Source organism: Serinicoccus shuyuelongi (assembly GCF_045032955.1).
GTDB lineage: Bacteria > Actinomycetota > Actinomycetes > Actinomycetales > Dermatophilaceae > Ornithinicoccus.
This window is the reverse complement of the sequence record NZ_JBJFZU010000010.1, coordinates 38,392-54,362: the sequence shown is the minus strand read 5'-3', so window position 1 is coordinate 54,362 and position 15,971 is coordinate 38,392. Positions and strand designations below refer to the sequence as shown.

Annotated in this window: 14 protein-coding genes; 8 read left to right on the top strand and 6 right to left on the bottom strand. The window is 71.9% G+C overall.

Annotated elements, in window-relative coordinates:
* Window positions 1-17: 17 nt before the first annotated feature.
* The 4 genes from ACI3EY_RS12105 to ACI3EY_RS12090 are packed head-to-tail and all read right to left on the bottom strand — an operon-like array spanning window position 18 to window position 3,804.
* Window positions 18-524, bottom strand: a complete 507-nt coding sequence (locus ACI3EY_RS12105) for a flavin reductase family protein (RefSeq protein ID WP_405038376.1) — start codon at window positions 522-524, stop codon at window positions 18-20.
* Window positions 521-1,429 carry an N-acetyl-1-D-myo-inositol-2-amino-2-deoxy-alpha-D-glucopyranoside deacetylase gene (mshB, locus tag ACI3EY_RS12100; RefSeq protein ID WP_405040542.1) on the bottom strand — a complete coding sequence of 303 codons (909 nt, stop codon included), beginning with the start codon at window positions 1,427-1,429 and terminating at the stop codon, window positions 521-523. Before mshB ends, ACI3EY_RS12105 begins: the two co-directional genes overlap by 4 nt.
* Before the next feature lie 5 nt (window positions 1,430-1,434).
* The gene (gene typA, locus ACI3EY_RS12095) at window positions 1,435-3,348 is read right to left on the bottom strand and encodes a translational GTPase TypA (RefSeq protein WP_405040541.1); all 1,914 of its coding nucleotides are present in this window, start codon (window positions 3,346-3,348) and stop codon (window positions 1,435-1,437) included.
* A 12-nt stretch (window positions 3,349-3,360) separates the two neighbouring features.
* Entirely contained in the window at window positions 3,361-3,804 is a 444-nt protein-coding gene (locus ACI3EY_RS12090) for a (deoxy)nucleoside triphosphate pyrophosphohydrolase (protein ID WP_405038379.1), read from the bottom strand.
* Window positions 3,805-3,964: 160 nt separating this feature from the next.
* Here ACI3EY_RS12090 and ACI3EY_RS12085 point away from each other — a divergent pair, with 160 nt between their 5' ends.
* The 8 genes from ACI3EY_RS12085 (at window position 3,965) to ACI3EY_RS12050 (ending at window position 14,789) form a co-directional block, all read left to right on the top strand.
* Window positions 3,965-5,653 carry an ABC transporter substrate-binding protein gene (locus tag ACI3EY_RS12085; RefSeq protein ID WP_405038380.1) on the top strand — a complete coding sequence of 563 codons (1,689 nt, stop codon included), beginning with the start codon at window positions 3,965-3,967 and terminating at the stop codon, window positions 5,651-5,653.
* 125 nt (window positions 5,654-5,778) lie between these two features.
* Window positions 5,779-6,789 carry an ABC transporter permease gene (locus ACI3EY_RS12080; protein WP_405038381.1) on the top strand — a complete coding sequence of 337 codons (1,011 nt, stop codon included), beginning with the start codon at window positions 5,779-5,781 and terminating at the stop codon, window positions 6,787-6,789.
* Window positions 6,790-6,799: 10 nt separating this feature from the next.
* Window positions 6,800-7,741, top strand: coding sequence for an ABC transporter permease (locus tag ACI3EY_RS12075; protein ID WP_405038382.1), 942 nt, complete (start codon window positions 6,800-6,802; stop codon window positions 7,739-7,741).
* A 12-nt stretch (window positions 7,742-7,753) separates the two neighbouring features.
* Window positions 7,754-8,839, top strand: a complete 1,086-nt coding sequence (locus ACI3EY_RS12070; protein WP_405040540.1) for an ABC transporter ATP-binding protein — start codon at window positions 7,754-7,756, stop codon at window positions 8,837-8,839.
* Window positions 8,836-10,068: an ABC transporter ATP-binding protein gene (locus ACI3EY_RS12065; protein ID WP_405040539.1), complete on the top strand. Its 1,233-nt coding sequence runs from the start codon at window positions 8,836-8,838 to the stop codon at window positions 10,066-10,068. The genes ACI3EY_RS12070 and ACI3EY_RS12065 overlap by 4 nt, the downstream gene beginning before the upstream one ends.
* Window positions 10,069-10,095: 27 nt before the next feature.
* Window positions 10,096-10,866, top strand: a complete 771-nt coding sequence (locus ACI3EY_RS12060) for a type 1 glutamine amidotransferase (protein ID WP_405040538.1) — start codon at window positions 10,096-10,098, stop codon at window positions 10,864-10,866.
* A gap of 19 nt (window positions 10,867-10,885) precedes the next feature.
* On the top strand, window positions 10,886-12,472 hold the full coding sequence (locus tag ACI3EY_RS12055) for a cation:proton antiporter domain-containing protein (protein ID WP_405038386.1): 1,587 nt from the start codon (window positions 10,886-10,888) through the stop codon (window positions 12,470-12,472).
* Between the two features lie 97 nt (window positions 12,473-12,569).
* Window positions 12,570-14,789 (top strand): NADP-dependent isocitrate dehydrogenase, encoded by a 2,220-nt coding sequence (locus ACI3EY_RS12050; protein WP_405040537.1) that lies wholly within the window; start codon window positions 12,570-12,572, stop codon window positions 14,787-14,789.
* A gap of 55 nt (window positions 14,790-14,844) precedes the next feature.
* On the opposite strand, the gene ACI3EY_RS12045 is transcribed toward ACI3EY_RS12050, so the two are convergent.
* Together ACI3EY_RS12045 and ACI3EY_RS12040 are read right to left on the bottom strand one after the other, a co-directional pair.
* Entirely contained in the window at window positions 14,845-15,318 is a 474-nt protein-coding gene (locus ACI3EY_RS12045) for a hypothetical protein (RefSeq protein ID WP_405038388.1), read from the bottom strand.
* Complete coding sequence (locus ACI3EY_RS12040; protein WP_405038389.1) at window positions 15,309-15,914, bottom strand: RNA polymerase sigma factor; 606 nt, start codon at window positions 15,912-15,914, stop codon at window positions 15,309-15,311. The genes ACI3EY_RS12045 and ACI3EY_RS12040 overlap by 10 nt, the downstream gene beginning before the upstream one ends.
* Window positions 15,915-15,971 lie beyond the last annotated feature (57 nt).

Here is a 15,971-nt window from a genome sequence, read left to right as displayed (position 1 = left end):
GCTGCCGCTCCCCCACGTCAGCGCAGCTCTCCCAACCGCCCACGGTAGTGCACGAGGGCGTGCCGGTCGGTCGGCTCGGCCTCCATCCCCAGCACCTCGCCCAGCACCAGGGTGTGGTCACCGGCCTCGTGCAGGGCGTGGGTCCGACACTCGAAGGTGGCCAGGGCGTCGTCCACCAGGGCCATGTCGGTGGCCGGCCCACGGTGGTGCGGGACCCGCGCCAGCTGGCGGTGCAGGGGGCGACCGGTCTCCCCCATCCACTGGGCCAGGGCCCGCTGGTCGGCGCCGAGCACGCTGACGCCGAGCCCGGACCCCTCCTGGACGGCCTCCAGCACCCGCGCCTCCGGGTGCAGGCTGACCAGCAGCAGCAACGGGTCCAGCGAGACGCTGGTGAGCGAGTCGACGGTCAGCGCCACGTCGTGGCCGCGCAGCCGGGCGGTGACCACCGCGACACCGGTCGCGAAACGGCCCATCGCGAGCCGGTAGCGCGCCGGGTCGACCGGCTCAGGGGTCGGTACGCTCACGGCTCCGGCACCCCCTGCAGCCGCTGCAGGACCGCGCGGGCCTGCGGCCAGGCCGCATAGCCCTCGCGTCCGGGCAGCCGGGCGGCGATGTCGTTCGACAGCGTGAACCAGCCCGGGTGGACGCTTACCTGGGTCGGGTGCCGGGTGAGCGCCGCGACCTGGCGGGGCAGCGCGTCGGGGTCGACCACGGCGTGGGTCACCACCTCGTCCGCCACCACCCCCGGGGGGAACGCGTCCTGCGGGTCCGGGACCCGGGCCGTCGCACCGGTGGGGCTGGTGGCCCCGGGGGGCACGTGCGACGCGAGCCAGGCCCGGTCCTGCTCGGCCCAGGACCAGGGCGTGAGGACGACGTAGAGCGCGGGCGCGTCGCAGCCGGACCTCGCGTGCAGCAGCTCCACCGCCCGGGCCGTGACCCGGTGGGTCTGGACGTGGTCGGGATGGCCGTAGCCTCCCCACGGGTCGTAGGTGAGCACCAGGTCCGGGGCGATGACGGCGAGCTGGTCCGCCAGCAGCGCGGCGGCCTCCTCGACGTCGGCGGCCGCGAACGCCCGGGGGTGGGCGGCGGCGGGCGAGCCCGCCATCCCGCTGTCCCGCCACCGGGGGCGCCGCCCGCCCAGCAGGTGGTGGGTGACCCCGAGCGCCGCCATCGCGCCCTCAAGCTCACCCCGGCGGTGCTCGGCCAACCGCTCGCCGTCCCCCTCCAGGTGCGCCAGGCCGGGGGTGATGACCTCACCCTCCTCACCGAGCGTGCAGGTGAGGACGTGGACCTCGTCCCCGGCCTCGACGTGGTGGGCGAGCGTCAACCCGGTGGTCAACGTCTCGTCGTCCGGGTGCGCGTGGACCGCGACCAGGCGCAGCGGTCGGTCCGCGGGCATCCCGTCGCGCAGCGTCCGGTGCGCGGGCACCGGGCTCAGCCCTTGGACCGGGCCGCCCTGGCCCGCAGGTTGCCGTCCAGGATGACCTTGCGCACCCGCACGGCCTCCGGCGTCACCTCCACGCACTCGTCCTCCCGGCAGAACTCCAGCGACTGCTCCAGGGAGAGCACGCGCGGCGGGACCAGCCGCTCCAGGACGTCGGCACCGGCCGACCGGACGTTGGTGAGCTTGCGCTCCTTGGTGATGTTGACGTCCATGTCGTCGGCGCGCGAGTTCTCCCCGACGATCATCCCCTCGTACACCTCGGTGGTCGGCTCCAGGAACATCGTCCCGCGCTCCTGCAGGTTGAACATGGCGTAGGTGGTGGCGACCCCGGTGCGGTCCGAGATGAGCGAGCCGGACTGGCGCGTGCGGATCTCGCCGAACCAGGGGGCATACCCGTCGAAGACGTGGTGCGCGATCCCGGTCCCCCGGGTCTCGGTGAGGAACTCGGTGCGGAAGCCGATCAGGCCGCGGGAGGGGACCACGTACTCCATCCGGACCCAGCCGGTCCCGTGGTTCGTCATCTGCTCCATCCGGCCCTTGCGCGAGGCCATCAGCTGGGTGATGGTCCCCAGGTGCTCCTCGGGGGTGTCGATGGTGAGACGCTCGACCGGCTCGTGCAGCTTGCCGTCGACGTCCTTGGTGACCACCTGGGGCTTGCCGACGGTCAGCTCGTAGCCCTCCCGGCGCATCTGCTCCACCAGGATCGCGAGCGCCAGCTCACCACGGCCCTGCACCTCCCAGGCGTCCGGCCGCTCGGTGGGCAGCACCCGGAGCGAGACGTTGCCGACGAGCTCCTTGTCGAGCCGGTCCTTGACCAGCCTGGCGGTGACCTTGCTGCCCTTGACCCGGCCCGCGAGCGGGCTGGTGTTGGTCCCGATGGTCATCGAGATGGCCGGCTCGTCGACGGTGATCAGCGGCAGCGGGACCGGGTTGTCGGTGTCCGCCAGCGTCTCGCCGATGGTGATCTCCGGGATACCGGCGATCGCGATGATGTCACCGGGCCCGGCCTCCTCGGCCGGCTTGCGCTCCAGGCCCTCGGTGATCAGCAGCTCGGTGATCTTGACGGTGGTGATCGACCCGTCGCGCCGGCACCACGCGGCCTGCTGGCCCTTGCGGATGCGGCCCTCTCGGACCCGGCACAGCGCGAGCCGGCCGAGGAACGGGCTGGAGTCGAGGTTGGTCACGTGTGCCTGCAGCGGCGCGCCCTGGGTGTAGGTCGGCGAGGGCACCGTGTTCAGGATCGTGGCGAAGAGCGGCTCCAGGTCCGGGCTGTACGGCATCCCGCCCTCCTCGGGCGCCTCCAGGCTGGCGCGCCCGGCCCGCGCCGAGGCGTAGACCACCGGGAAGTTGAGCGCCTGCTCCACCTGCTCCGCGTCGTGCTCGTCGAGCAGGTCCATGAACAGGGCGTAGACCTCGTCGACGACCTCGCTGATCCGGCTGTCGGGGCGGTCCACCTTGTTGATGCACAGGACCACCGGCAGGTGCGCCGCCAGCGCCTTGCGCAGCACGAAGCGGGTCTGCGGCAGCGGGCCCTCGGAGGCGTCCACCAGCAGCACGACCCCGTCCACCATGGACAGTCCGCGCTCGACCTCGCCGCCGAAGTCGGCGTGGCCGGGGGTGTCGATGATGTTGATCACCATGCCGCCCTCGGGGGCGGAGGGACCGGCATACCGGATGGCCGTGTTCTTGGCCAGGATGGTGATCCCCTTCTCCCGCTCCAGGTCGCCGGAGTCCATCACCCGTTCCACGTCGGACCCCTCGGTCCGGTGGTCGGCGAAGGCGCCGCCCTGGGTGAGCATGGCGTCCACCAGGGTGGTCTTGCCGTGGTCGACGTGCGCCACGATGGCCACGTTCCGGATGTCTGCGCGCATGTCGACGCTGGGAGAGTTGTCACCGAGGGGCATGGCCCCAGTGTCTCACCCGGAGCGGCCGCCTTCGCGCGGACCGCCTCCCGGGTGCTGCAGCGACGCCCGGACGTGCTCGACCACCGGGCGGTCGTGGACCAGCCACCGGACCTCGTCCAGCTGGTCGGCGCGCAGCCAGCGCAGCTCGTCGTGGTCCTGCAGCGGCCGGGGTATGCCGTCGTCCGCCACCGCCCACCACAGGCGCAGCAGCCGCGGCGGCGCCAGCGGCCAGTCGGCCCCCACCTGGGCGCCCAGGTGCACCCGCACGCCCAGCTCCTCCCAGGCCTCCCGGACCGCCGCCTCCCGGGGGTCCTCCCCCGGCTCGACCTTGCCCCCTGGGAACTCCCAGAGCCCGGCCAGCTCGGTCGGGGCGCTACGGCGTGCGGCGAGCAGCCTGGTCGGTCGACGTAGGTCGTCGACCAGCGCGACGGCGGCGATCAGGGAGCGCTCGGGCATACCGACATCCTGGCAGCGCGCCGGTGCACGGGAAGGGTCAGGTCACGGTCCTGTCACGACTGGGCGGTTCCTCTTCCCAAGGGACGCGCCGTGTGGTGTGGTCACCCTGGATCGGGCCGTTCCCACCCAGTGCCCGGACATCACGCCTGTAGGAGGAACGATGAAGAACCGCAAGGTCGCGATCGCCGCGACCGGCGCTGCTCTGGCCCTGGTGCTGAGCTCGTGCGCAGAGTCCGACCGGGACACCGACTCGGCCGAGGGCGACGGCGCCTCCGGGTCCGGGGACGCCGGGGGCGAGGCTTCCGACGCCACGTTCATCTTCGGTGCCGCCGGTGCCCCCACCACCTTCGACCCGTTCTACGCCAGCGACGGCGAGACCTTCCGCGTGACCCGGCAGATCTTCCAGAACCTCGTCGGCATCGAGCCCGGTGGCACCGAGTTCGTGCCCGAGCTGGCCACCGAGTGGGAGGCCTCCGAGGATGGCCTGACCTGGACCTTCCAGCTCCAGGACGGCGTCACCTTCCACGACGGCGAGCCCTTCGACGCGGAGGCCGTCTGCTACAACATGGAGCGCTGGGCCGACCAGAACGAGGCCGGACAGAACCCCTCCGCCGCCTACTACTACGGCAACGACTTCGGTTTCGGCGAGGACTCGCTCTACGACAGCTGCACGGCCACCGACGAGATGACGGCCGAGGTCGTGCTGACCCGCGCCACCGGCAAGTTCCCCGGCGTCCTGTCGCAGAGCTCCTACGGCATCTCCTCCCCCGCCGCGCTGGAGGAGTTCGACGCCAACGGCATCGAGGTGCAGGGAGAGGGCTTCACCTTCCCCGAGTACGCGACCGACCACCCGACCGGTACCGGCCCGTTCATGTTCGAGTCCTTCGACGGCACCAGCAACGTGACGCTGACGCGCAACGACGACTTCTGGGGCGAGCAGGCCGGCGTCCAGGAGATCATCTTCCGGATCATCAGCGACGAGACCGCGCGCCGCCAGGAGCTGGAGTCCGGCACCATCAACGGCTACGACCTGCCTAACCCGGTGGACTGGGCCGGGCTGGAGGAGGCCGGCAACCAGGTCCTCATCCGGGACCCGTTCAACGTGCTCTACCTGGCCCTCAACCCGGTCGCGGACCCGCAGCTGGAGGACCCGCTGATCCGGCGGGCGCTCTACCACGCGATCAACCGCGAGGAGCTGGTCGCCAGCCAGCTGCCGGACGGGGCGACGGTGGCCACCCAGTTCATCCCGCCGACGGTCGCCGGCTACGACGACTCGATCGAGGCGTACGCCTACGACCCGGAGGCGGCCGAGGCCCTGCTCGAGGAGGCCGGTGCGTCCGACCTCGAGATCGACCTCTGGTACCCCACCGAGGTCACCCGGCCCTACATGCCCAACCCGCAGGCGATCTACGACGCGGTCGCCGCCGACTGGGAGGCCGTGGGGATCACGATCAACCCGATCGCCCGCCCGTGGGCCGGTGGCTACATCGACGGCACCCAGCAGAGCCAGGCACCTGCCTTCTTCCTGGGCTGGACCGGTGACCTGAACTCGGCGGACAACTTCCTCTGCGCGTTCTTCTGCGGCGAGGACAACCAGTTCGGCACCGGCGCGCTGCCCTTCCAGGACGAGCTCCAGGAGGCCCTGCGCGAGGGTGACGCCGAGCCCGACGAGGCGGCGCGCACCGCGCTCTACGAGGAGCTCAACGCGCAGATCATGTCCGAGGAGTGGCTGCCCGGCCTGCCGCTGAGCCACTCCCCGCCCGCCATCGTGGTCGGCCCGAACGTCGAGGGGCTGGTGCCCAGCCCGCTGACGGCCGAGGACTTCTCCACGATCACCCTCAGCGAGTGAGGGCGTGGGGCCGGGACGATCCCGGCCCCACCGCCGCGCCAGGATGACGACGGGCCGACCTCCCCGGTCGGCCCGTCGTCATACTGGCCCCTGACCCCACCACTTCCTGGGCCGAGGAGTCCGCCGTGCTGAAGTTCATCATCCGCCGCGTCATCCAGATGGGGCTGGCGCTGTTCATGCTGAGCATCCTGCTCTTCGCCTGGCTGCACGCGCTGCCCGGCGGGCCGGTCAGCGCCCTGCTCGGTGAGCGGGGATCGCCGGAAGCGGCCGCAGACCTGCGGCGCCAGCTGGGACTGGACCAGCCGCTGCCCGTGCAGTACGTGAAGTTCCTGCAGCGTGCCCTGCAGGGCGACTTCGGCATCTCCACCGGGGTGTTCCGCGGCCAGCCCGCGCTGGACATCTTTCTCGCCCGGCTGCCCGCGACCGTCGAGCTCAGCGTCTTCGCCCTGATCATCGCCCTGGTGCTGGCCGTCCCGCTCGGCTACATCGCCGCCCGCCGTCGCGGCGGCGTCCTGGACACCGGCCTGGTGATCAGCTCGCTGGTCGGGGTCGCCGTGCCGGTGTTCTTCCTGGCCTTCGTGCTCAAGTACTTCTTCGCCGTGCGGTGGGGCCTGCTGCCCCCCTCCGGCTACCAGACGGCGGGCATCGACGCCACCAGGGTGACCGGGTTCGCCGTGCTGGACGGGTTCCTGACGCGGGAGTGGGACGCCTCCTGGGACGCGTTCCGGCACCTGCTGCTCCCGGCCATCGCGCTGTCCTCGATCCCGTTCGCCGTGGTCTTCCGCATCACCCGGGCCTCCGTGCTGGACGTGATGGACGAGGACTACGTCCGGACCGCCCGGGCGAAGGGCCTGAGGTCCCCGGTGATCCGGGTCCGCCACATCATGCGCAACGCCCTCATCCCGGTCATCACCATCATCGGCCTGCAGGTGGGGGCCCTGCTCGCCGGCGCGGTGCTCACCGAGAAGGTCTTCGCCTTCCCCGGCATCGGTCAGGCACTGGCCCTGGGCTTCGAGACCCGCGACTACCCCGTCCTGCAGGTGCTGATCATGATGGCCGCGCTGATCTACATCATCGTCAACCTGATGGTCGACATCGCCTACGCCCTGATCGACCCCCGCGTGCGGACCAAGTGAGGACGTGGACATGACCTCCTACGGAGACACCAAGAAGCAGCGGATCGACTCCCTCGCCGAGGCCGGTGCCCTCAGCGACGACCAGGGCGTCAGCCTGTGGCGCTCCGCCTGGCTGCGGCTGCGCACCAACCCGGTCTTCCTGGTCGGGGCCGGGATCGTGGCCGCCTTCGTCGTGCTGGCGATCATCGCCCCCTGGATCGCCCCGAACGACCCGGCCGCCCGGCTGCTGATCGGCGAGGTGAGCCGCCAGTCCAACCCGGTCCCCGAGCCCCGGCCCGGCTTCCCGCTGGGGGCGGACGACCGCGGTCGTGACCTGCTGTCCCGGCTGATCGTGGGCTCCCAGCAGACCCTCATCGTCGGGGTGCTGGCCACCATCGGGGGTCTGGTCGGCGGTCTCACCCTGGGCACCCTCGCCGGCGGTATCGGCGGGTGGGTCGACGCCGCGGTGATGCGCGTCGTCGACGTGATGCTCTCGATCCCCTCGCTGCTGATGGCCTTCTCCCTGGCAGCGATCCTGCAGCCGTCCCAGTGGAGCGTGATCGCGGCGATCGCGATCATCCAGGTGCCGATCTTCGCCCGGCTGCTGCGCGGCTCGATGCTCAGCCAGCGGCACAGCGACCACGTGCTGGCGGCCCGGGCGCTCGGGGTGAAGCCCGTCCCGATCGTCTTCCGGCACATGCTCCCGAACGCCATCGGCCCGGTCATCGTCCAGGCCACCCTGGTGCTGGCGGTGTCGATCATCGACGCCGCCGCCCTCTCGTTCCTCGGCCTGGGCAACCCGGACGACACCCGCCCCGAGTGGGGTCAGATGCTGGGCGCCGCCCAGCCGTACTTCAACAGCTTCCCGCACCTGGCCTTCTACCCGGCGATCTGCATCGTGATCGTGGCCCTGGGCTTCACCCTCATGGGTGAGTCGCTGCGCGAGGCCCTCGACCCCAAGTCCCGTCGCTGAGGAGGCCGTGCGATGACCGAACGATCCCTGACCCGCCCATCCGCCACCCGGGGCGGCGACGCCCCGCTGCTCTCGGTCCGCGACCTCACCGTCACCTTCGGCAGGGGCGCGAAGGCCTTCACCGCGGTCGACCAGGTCAGCTTCGAGGTCCGCCCCGGCCAGACGGTCGGCCTGGTCGGCGAGTCCGGCTGCGGCAAGTCGGTCACCTCGCTGGCCATCATGGGCCTGCTCCCCTCCCGCGGCAACACCGTCACCGGTGAGGTCGTCTACGACGGGGAGGACCTGCTCCGGCTGCGTCAGGAGGAGCTGCGGGACCGCCGGGGGGCGGAGGTGGCGATGATCTTCCAGGACCCCCTGTCCTCGCTGAACCCGGTCGTCCCGCTCGGGGTGCAGGTCGCCGAGGTGCTGCAGCGCCACCGCGGGATGCGCCGCGGCCCCGCCCACCGGCGCGCCGCCGAGCTGCTGGAGAAGGTCGGCATACCGGACCCCACACGCCGCCTCAAGGAGTACCCGCACCAGCTGTCCGGAGGTATGCGCCAACGTGCGCTGATCTCGATGGCGCTCGCCTGCGAGCCGCGGCTGCTCATCGCCGACGAACCGACCACCGCCCTGGACGTCACCATCCAGGCGCAGATCCTGGCCCTGCTGCGCGAGCTGGTGACCGAGTCGGGCACCGCGCTGATCATGATCACCCACGACCTGGGCGTGGTGGCCGGGCTGTGCGACCAGGTCAACGTCCTCTACGGCGGCAAGGTGGTCGAGCGTGCCGAACGGCACGACCTCTTCGCCCGCCCCCGGCACCCCTACACCGGCGGGCTGCTGGCCTCCATCCCCCGGCTCACCGAGGAACGGGGTCGACGCCTGGACCCGGTGCCCGGCTCGGTCGCCGACAACATCCCGTGGGAGGGCGGCTGTGCCTTCGCCCCCCGCTGCTCCTCGGAGACCAGTGTCTGCCGTGAGCGCAGCCCCGAGCTGGTGGCCGACCGGGCAGGTCTCGGCACGGACCGGCTCCTTCGCTGCCACAACCCGCTGGAGGCGCACCCCCTGGACGACATCGACGGTGCCCGGAGCACGGGCACCCTGAAGGAGCAGTCATGAGCGCGCCGGCGCAGCAGCAGCCCGACCCCGGCACCGGCACCGGGACCGGCACCGGTGGCACGGCAGGGACCGACACCGCCGACGTGCTGGTGGACGTGCGAGGGCTCAAGGTGCACTTCCCGATCAAGAAGGGCATCGTCTTCGACCGCACCGTGGGTCACGTCTACGCCGTGGACGGGATGGACCTGAAGATCCACCGGGGCGAGACCTACGGCCTGGTCGGCGAGTCCGGCTGCGGGAAGTCGACCTTCGGGCGCGCCCTGCTGCAGCTGGAGACCATCACCGAGGGTGAGGTGCACGTCGACGGGACCGACCTGTCCACCCTCTCCGGGGAGAAGCTGCGCACCTACCGGCGGCACATGCAGATGGTCTTCCAGGACCCGCTGGGCAGCCTCGACCCCCGGCAGACGGTGGAACAGCTGCTGCTGGAGGGTATGCGTGCGCACGGGATGGCCAAGGACGCCCGGGCCGCCCGGACCCGGCTCTCCGAGCTGCTCACCGCCGTGGGTCTGCCGACCGCGGCGCTGAGCAAGTACCCGCACGAGTTCTCCGGAGGTCAGCGGCAACGGATCGGGATCGCCCGCGCCCTCTCGGTCGACCCGCAGCTGATCGTCGCCGACGAGCCGGTCAGCGCCCTGGACGTCTCGGTGCAGGCGCAGGTGGTGAACCTGCTGGGTGACCTGCAGGACGAGTTCGGCCTGACCTACCTGGTCATCGCCCACGACCTGGCCGTGGTGCGGCACATCAGCGACCGCATCGGGGTGATGTACCTCGGCGCCCTGGTCGAGGAGGCGGACGCCCAGGACCTGTACGACATGCCGTTGCACCCGTACACCCGGGCCCTGCTCTCCGCGGTCCCGGTGCCTGACCCGGTCATCGAGGACACCCGCGAGCAGATCCTGCTCTCCGGCGACCTGCCCTCCCCCGCCAACCCGCCGACGGGCTGCCGCTTCCACACCCGGTGCCCGTGGCGCCAGCCGACGCGCTGCGACGAGGACCGCCCGCAGCTGCGGGTGGTCCAGATCGAGGGCGCCCCGGGCAGCCACCGGGTGGCCTGCCACTGGGCCGAGCAGATCGCCTCCGGCGAGCTGCAGCCGCACCCGGTCGCGCAGGGCGGCGACGGTGACGACGATGCCGAGGGCGGCGGACCGCACCGGCAGGAGCCGCTCTACGGGGAGTCCGCGGACGCGACGCTGCAGGCCCGCACCCTGCCGGACACCGGCGCCTGAGCCCCGCCTGGGCCTAGGCTCACGCCCATGAGCACCGCAGGGCGGGTCCTCGTGGTCCAGCACGAGGACAAGGCGCCGCCGGGACTGGTCCTGACCGCCCTCGAGCACGCCGGGCTGACCGGTGACGTGCTCGCGGCGCACGAGGGCCGCGCGCTGCCCGCGGCGCTCGCCGACCACCTCGCCCTGATCGTGCTGGGCGGCTCGATGAACGCGACCGAGGACGCGGACCACCGGTGGCTGCTGCCGACCAAGGCCCTGATCGCCGGCACCGTGGCCTCCGGGCGTCCCTTCCTGGGGATCTGCCTCGGTCACCAGCTCGCGACCGTCGCGCTCGGCGGCCTGGTGGGACCCCACCCCCTCGGCCCGGCCCGGGGGCTGCTCCCCTGGGGACCGACCCCGGAGGGACAGGCCGACCCGTTCACCGGGATGCTCCGGGCGGGCGCGCCGGTGCTGCACTGGAACGGAGACGTGGCCCTCGCCCTCCCCCCGGGCGCCCAGGCCCTGGCCGCGGCACCTGACGGCACCGTGCAGGCCGCGCGCTTCGGTCCGCTCGCCTGGGGCCTGCAGTTCCACCCGGAGGTGGACGCGGACCTGGTGCAGCACTGGCTGGGCGACCCGGGGCGGGACGTGGCGCACCAGGGGGTCCGGATCGGCGGCACCTCCTCCGGCGACACCCTCGAGGACGTCGAGCAGGCGGCGCTCACCGACCTGCGGGAGCGCCAGGACGAGCTGCTGCCGGTCTGGCACGGGCTGCTGGTGCACTTCGGTCGGCTGAGCCTGACCTCCGGACCGCCGTGAGCACGCCCCGGAGCGCCCGGTGAGCGAGGCCGCCGTCTTCATCGCCGCCACCTTCGCGGCCGGACTCCTCTCCACCATGCTCCGGATGCCGGCCCTGCTGGGTTTCCTGCTGGCCGGCTTCGGGCTGAACGCGCTCGGGGTCCAGGAGCTGCCCTACCTCGACTTCGTCGCCGACCTCGGGGTCACCCTGCTGCTCTTCGGGATCGGCCTCAAGCTCGACGTCCGCAGCCTGCTCTCCCGGGAGGTCTGGGCCACCACCGCCGGCCACATGGCGTTGTCCGTGGCCGTCGGGACCGGCTTCCTGTGGGTGCTTGCGCTGCTGGGCTACCCGCTGCTGCAGGGCGTCGACCTGCAGACCCTGGCCCTGGTCGGTTTCGCGCTGTCCTTCTCCTCCACGGTCTTCGTCGTCAAGGTGCTCGAGGAGCACGCCGAGCTGCAGTCCTTCTACGGCCGGGTGGCGATCGGGATCCTCGTCATGCAGGACCTCGCGGCGGTGATCTTCATGACGGTCTCGGGCGGGCGCATACCCAGTATCTGGGCGGTTCCGCTGCTGCTGGCGCTGGTGCCCACCGCCTGGGTGGCGCGCCGGCTCTGGAGCCACATCCCGCACGGGGAGATGCAGGTCCTCTTCGGTCTGGCGATGGCGCTCGGTCCCGGGTATGCCGCCTTCGACGCCGTCGGGTTGAAGGGTGACCTGGGCGCCCTCGTCGTCGGGATGCTGCTGGCCGGGCACACCGCCGCCGGTGAGCTCTCGCACATCCTGTTCCAGCTCAAGGACCTGCTGCTCGTCGGCTTCTTCATCTCCATCGGGTTCATCGGGACGCCCACCGCCGAGGCCGCCGTCCTCGGCCTGCTGCTGCTGCTCCTGCTGCCCGTGCAGATCGTCATCTACGTGTGGCTGCTGGACCGGCACCGGCTGCGACGACGGACCTCCGTCAAGGCCGGGGTGCTGCTGGGCAACTACTCCGAGTTCGGGCTGATCGTGACCTCGGTGGCGGTGGCGGCCAGCATGCTCTCCGAGGACTGGCTGGTGGTGATCTCGGTGGCCGTGGCGGCGAGCTTCGTGGCCGCCGCGCTGGCCAACGAGCAGTCGGACACGCTGCTGCGCTGGGCGCGCACCGTCATGCCCGGTCATCCCCCCGACCGGGTCCATCCGCACGAGCGGCCGATCTCCTTCGGTGACGCCCGGGCGGTGGTGATGGGTATGGGGCGCATCGGCCGCAGCTCCTACCTGGAGCTGTCGCAGGTGCACGGGCTGGAGGTGCTCGGCCTGGAGAATCTACCGGCCCGGGTCCGCGGCCTGCGCGAGCGCGGCTTCCGGGTGGTCGAGGCGGACGCCGCCGACCGCGACTTCTGGCACCGGTTGGAGTCGACCCACCAGGTGGAGATCGTGGTGCTGGCGATGCCCTTCCACGGCGCCAACCGGCTCGCCCTGCAGCAGCTGACGGCCGGCGACTACGACGGGGTGATCGCGGTGGTCGCCCAGTACGACGACGAGGTGGCCGACCTGGTGGAGCTGGGTGCGGACGTGGTCGTCAACCTCTACGAGGGCGCCGGTGCCACCATCGCCGAGCGGGCCGCCGAGGCCAGCGCCGGCTCGCCCTGAGGGCTCCCCCGCCGCAGCACCGGGCCTGCTCCCCCAGCGGTGCCGCTTCCGTAGACTCGGGCAGGAACGCCTTGACCGCCCAGATCCAGGGAGACGCATGTCCACGATCATCTACACCCGCACCGACGAGGCGCCCCTGCTGGCGACCTACTCGCTCAAGCCAATCATCGAGGCCTTCGCCGGGGCGGCGGGGATCGACGTGGAGACGCGGGACATCTCGCTCGCCGGGCGGATCATCGCTCTCTTCCCGGAGCGGCTGACGCCGGAGCAGCAGCAGCCGGACGACCTGGCGGAGCTGGGCGCGATGGCTACCACGCCCGAGGCCAACATCATCAAGCTCCCCAACATCTCCGCCTCGGTCCCCCAGCTCAAGGCGGCGATCGCGGAGCTGCAGGCGCAGGGGTACGACATCCCGGCATACCCGGAGGCACCGGGCAGCGACGAAGAGCGCGAGGCCCGCGCCCGTTACGACACGGTGAAGGGCTCGGCGGTCAACCCGGTGCTGCGCGAGGGCAACTCCGACCGGCGCGCGCCGGAGGCGGTGAAGAACTACGCCCGCTCCTCGCCGCACTCGATGGGCACCTGGAACAGCGACAGCAGGACCCGGGTGGCGACCATGGACGGCCGCGACTTCGCCGCCAACGAGAAGTCCGTCGTGCTGGAGGCCGCCGACACCCTCAGCATCCGCCACGTCGCCGAGGACGGCACGCAGACGGTGCTCAAGGACGCGGTGCCGGTGCTGGCCGGGGAGGTCGTGGACGCGACGTTCATGGACGTCGCGGCGCTCGAAACGTTCCTCGCCGAGCAGATCCGGGCCGCCACGGACGACGACGTGCTGCTGTCCCTGCACCTCAAGGCCACCATGATGAAGGTCTCCGACCCGATCATCTTCGGGCACGCGGTGCGCACCTTCTTCGCCGACGTCTTCGCGCGGTACGGCGAGCAGCTGGCCTCAGCCGGGCTCTCCGCGAACGACGGCCTCGGCGGGATCCTGTCCGGCCTGGACGCGCTCGGGGACGACGCGGCGCAGGTGCGCGCGGCCTTCGAGGAGCGGCTCGCCCAGCTCCCGCGGCTCTACATGGTCAACTCGGACAAGGGCATCTCCAACCTGCACGTGCCGAGCGACGTCATCATCGACGCCTCGATGCCTGCTGTCATCCGCAACGGCGGCAAGGCCTGGGGCCCGGAGGGCGAGGAGGACGACACCCTCGCGGTGATCCCGGACTCCTCCTACGCCGGCGTCTACCAGGCGGTCATCGAGGACTGCCGCGCGCACGGTGCCTACGACCCGACCACCATGGGCTCGGTCCCCAACGTCGGCCTGATGGCCAAGAAGGCCGAGGAGTACGGCTCGCACGACAAGACCTTCGAGATCGCCGCCGCCGGCACCGTCCAGGTGGTGGACGCCGCCGGCCAGGTGCTGCTCGAGCACCAGGTCGCCGCCGGCGACATCTGGCGGGCCTGCCAGACGAAGGACGAGCCGATCCGGGACTGGGTGAAGCTCGCGGTCACCCGGGCCCGCGCCACCGGTGACCCGGCCATCTTCTGGCTGGACGAGGCCCGGGCGCACGACGCCGTGCTCATCACCAAGGTGCGCAGCTACCTGGGTGAGCACGACACCGAGGGCCTGGACCTGCGCATCATGTCCCCGGTCGAGGCGACCCGGGTCTCGGTGGAGCGCATCCGCGAGGGCAAGGACACCATCTCGGTGACCGGCAACGTGCTGCGTGACTACAACACCGACCTCTTCCCCATCCTCGAGGTGGGGACCAGCGCCAAGATGCTGTCGGTGGTGCCGCTGATGAACGGTGGCGGCCTCTTCGAGACCGGCGCCGGCGGGTCGGCGCCCAAGCACGTGCAGCAGCTGCAGCAGGAGAACTACCTGCGCTGGGACAGCCTCGGCGAGTTCCTGGCCCTGGCCGAGTCGCTGCGCCACCTGGCGGAGCGGGAGGGCAACCACCGCGCCACGGTGCTCGGTGACGCGCTGGACGCCGCCACCGAGCGGGTGCTGACCGAGGGCCGCTCACCGGCCCGCCGTCTCGGCCAGATCGACAACCGGGGCAGCCACTTCTTCCTGGCGCTGTACTGGGCGCAGGCGCTGGCCGAGCAAGCTGCCGACGCCGAGCTGGCGCAGCGCTTCGAGCCGGTGGCCGCCACACTGGCGGCGCAGCAGGAGCAGATCACCGCCGAGCTGATGGCGGTCCAGGGCAGCCCGGTGGACCTGGGCGGCTACTTCCACCCGGACGACGAGCTGGCGTTCGCGGCGATGCGTCCCTCGGCCACGTTCAACGCGGTGATCGACGCCCTGCGCGGCTGATCGAGGACCTGCGGCTGACCGCTGCACGAGCACGAGGCCTCCTGACCCCTCGGGGTCAGGAGGCCTCGTGCTCGTGCAGGTCGGTGATGGTGACGGTGAGGTCGGTGTCCGGGTCGAAGCCCGGACGCTCCCCCAGGTGCTGGGCCAGGACCCGGACCGCCTCGACGCGCGCCCAGACACCCACCTGCTGCAGGTCCTGGGCGTAGGTGGCCACCAGCTCCAGGTCGAGGTGCACCAGGAGGTCGTCCTCGACGTCGAGCTCGATGCCCCGCGGCTCCACCGTGGCCGTGGTCAGGGCACGCCGCAGCGCGTCGCGGACCACCCTGCCCGAGACGTAGGTCCGGGATCCGTGCTCGTCGCGCAGGTCCTCGCCCTCGGCGTCGACGGTCAGGATCCGGGCCGCGGGCCACGAGATCCCGCGGACCCGGGCCATGATCGCGTCCGACAGGTCGAGCCACTGCGGCTGCTCCGCGTCCTCGCGCAGCTGCCTCCGGGCCCGCTCCAGCGGGTCGGGGGTTCCTAGCGCCATCGCGACATCCTCTCGGCGAGCCTGGTTCGTCCTCGGTGCAGGTGACCCCTCACGCTACCGACCGGAACACCCAGGGTGTCCGCGATCTCCTGGTACTGCATACCCTCCACCTCACGCAGCAGCCAGCAGGCGCGCTGCAGCTCGGGCAGCTGGGCGAGCTCACGACGCAGGTCGGCCAGCAGCTCCTGCCCCTCGGCCTGCCGTTCCGGGTCGCCGCCCGGGTCGGCCACCAGGTCGGCGAAGTGCTCGTCCTCGACCGGCACCGGGCGCCGGGCGCGGTGGTGGTCCATCGCACGCCGGTGCACGAGCCGGTAGAGCCAGGTCTTGAGCGAGGAGTCCCCCCGGAAGCTGGGCAGGCCCTTCCAGGCCGACACGAAGGCCTCCTGGACCACGTCGCCCGCGTCCTGGGGCTCGGCCACCAGGCTCCGTGCATACCGGAACATCCCGGGTCCGTAGCGGTCCACGATGACCCGGTAGGCGCCCTGGTCACCCAGCCTGGCGGCCCGGACCAGCGTGCCGTCCGAGGGCGCCCCGTCCGCGACCGGCGGGTCGACCGCGGCCGGCTCACCGGCGACCGCGTCCGCAGAGACTCTCACCCGGCCATCATGCGCCCCCGACCGCACCGGACGCCCCGGTCGACGAAGTGATGCATG

Coding starts and splice junctions, on each gene's coding strand:
- typA (WP_405040541.1), bottom strand. CDS start 3,348: ATGCCCCTCGGTGACAACTCTCCCAGCGTCGACATGCGCGCAGACATC.
- ACI3EY_RS12090 (WP_405038379.1), bottom strand. CDS start 3,804: ATGCCCGAGCGCTCCCTGATCGCCGCCGTCGCGCTGGTCGACGACCTA.
- ACI3EY_RS12085 (WP_405038380.1), top strand. CDS start 3,965: ATGAAGAACCGCAAGGTCGCGATCGCCGCGACCGGCGCTGCTCTGGCC.
- ACI3EY_RS12075 (WP_405038382.1), top strand. CDS start 6,800: ATGACCTCCTACGGAGACACCAAGAAGCAGCGGATCGACTCCCTCGCC.
- ACI3EY_RS12070 (WP_405040540.1), top strand. CDS start 7,754: ATGACCGAACGATCCCTGACCCGCCCATCCGCCACCCGGGGCGGCGAC.
- ACI3EY_RS12065 (WP_405040539.1), top strand. CDS start 8,836: ATGAGCGCGCCGGCGCAGCAGCAGCCCGACCCCGGCACCGGCACCGGG.
- ACI3EY_RS12060 (WP_405040538.1), top strand. CDS start 10,096: ATGAGCACCGCAGGGCGGGTCCTCGTGGTCCAGCACGAGGACAAGGCG.
- ACI3EY_RS12050 (WP_405040537.1), top strand. CDS start 12,570: ATGTCCACGATCATCTACACCCGCACCGACGAGGCGCCCCTGCTGGCG.
- ACI3EY_RS12045 (WP_405038388.1), bottom strand. CDS start 15,318: ATGGCGCTAGGAACCCCCGACCCGCTGGAGCGGGCCCGGAGGCAGCTG.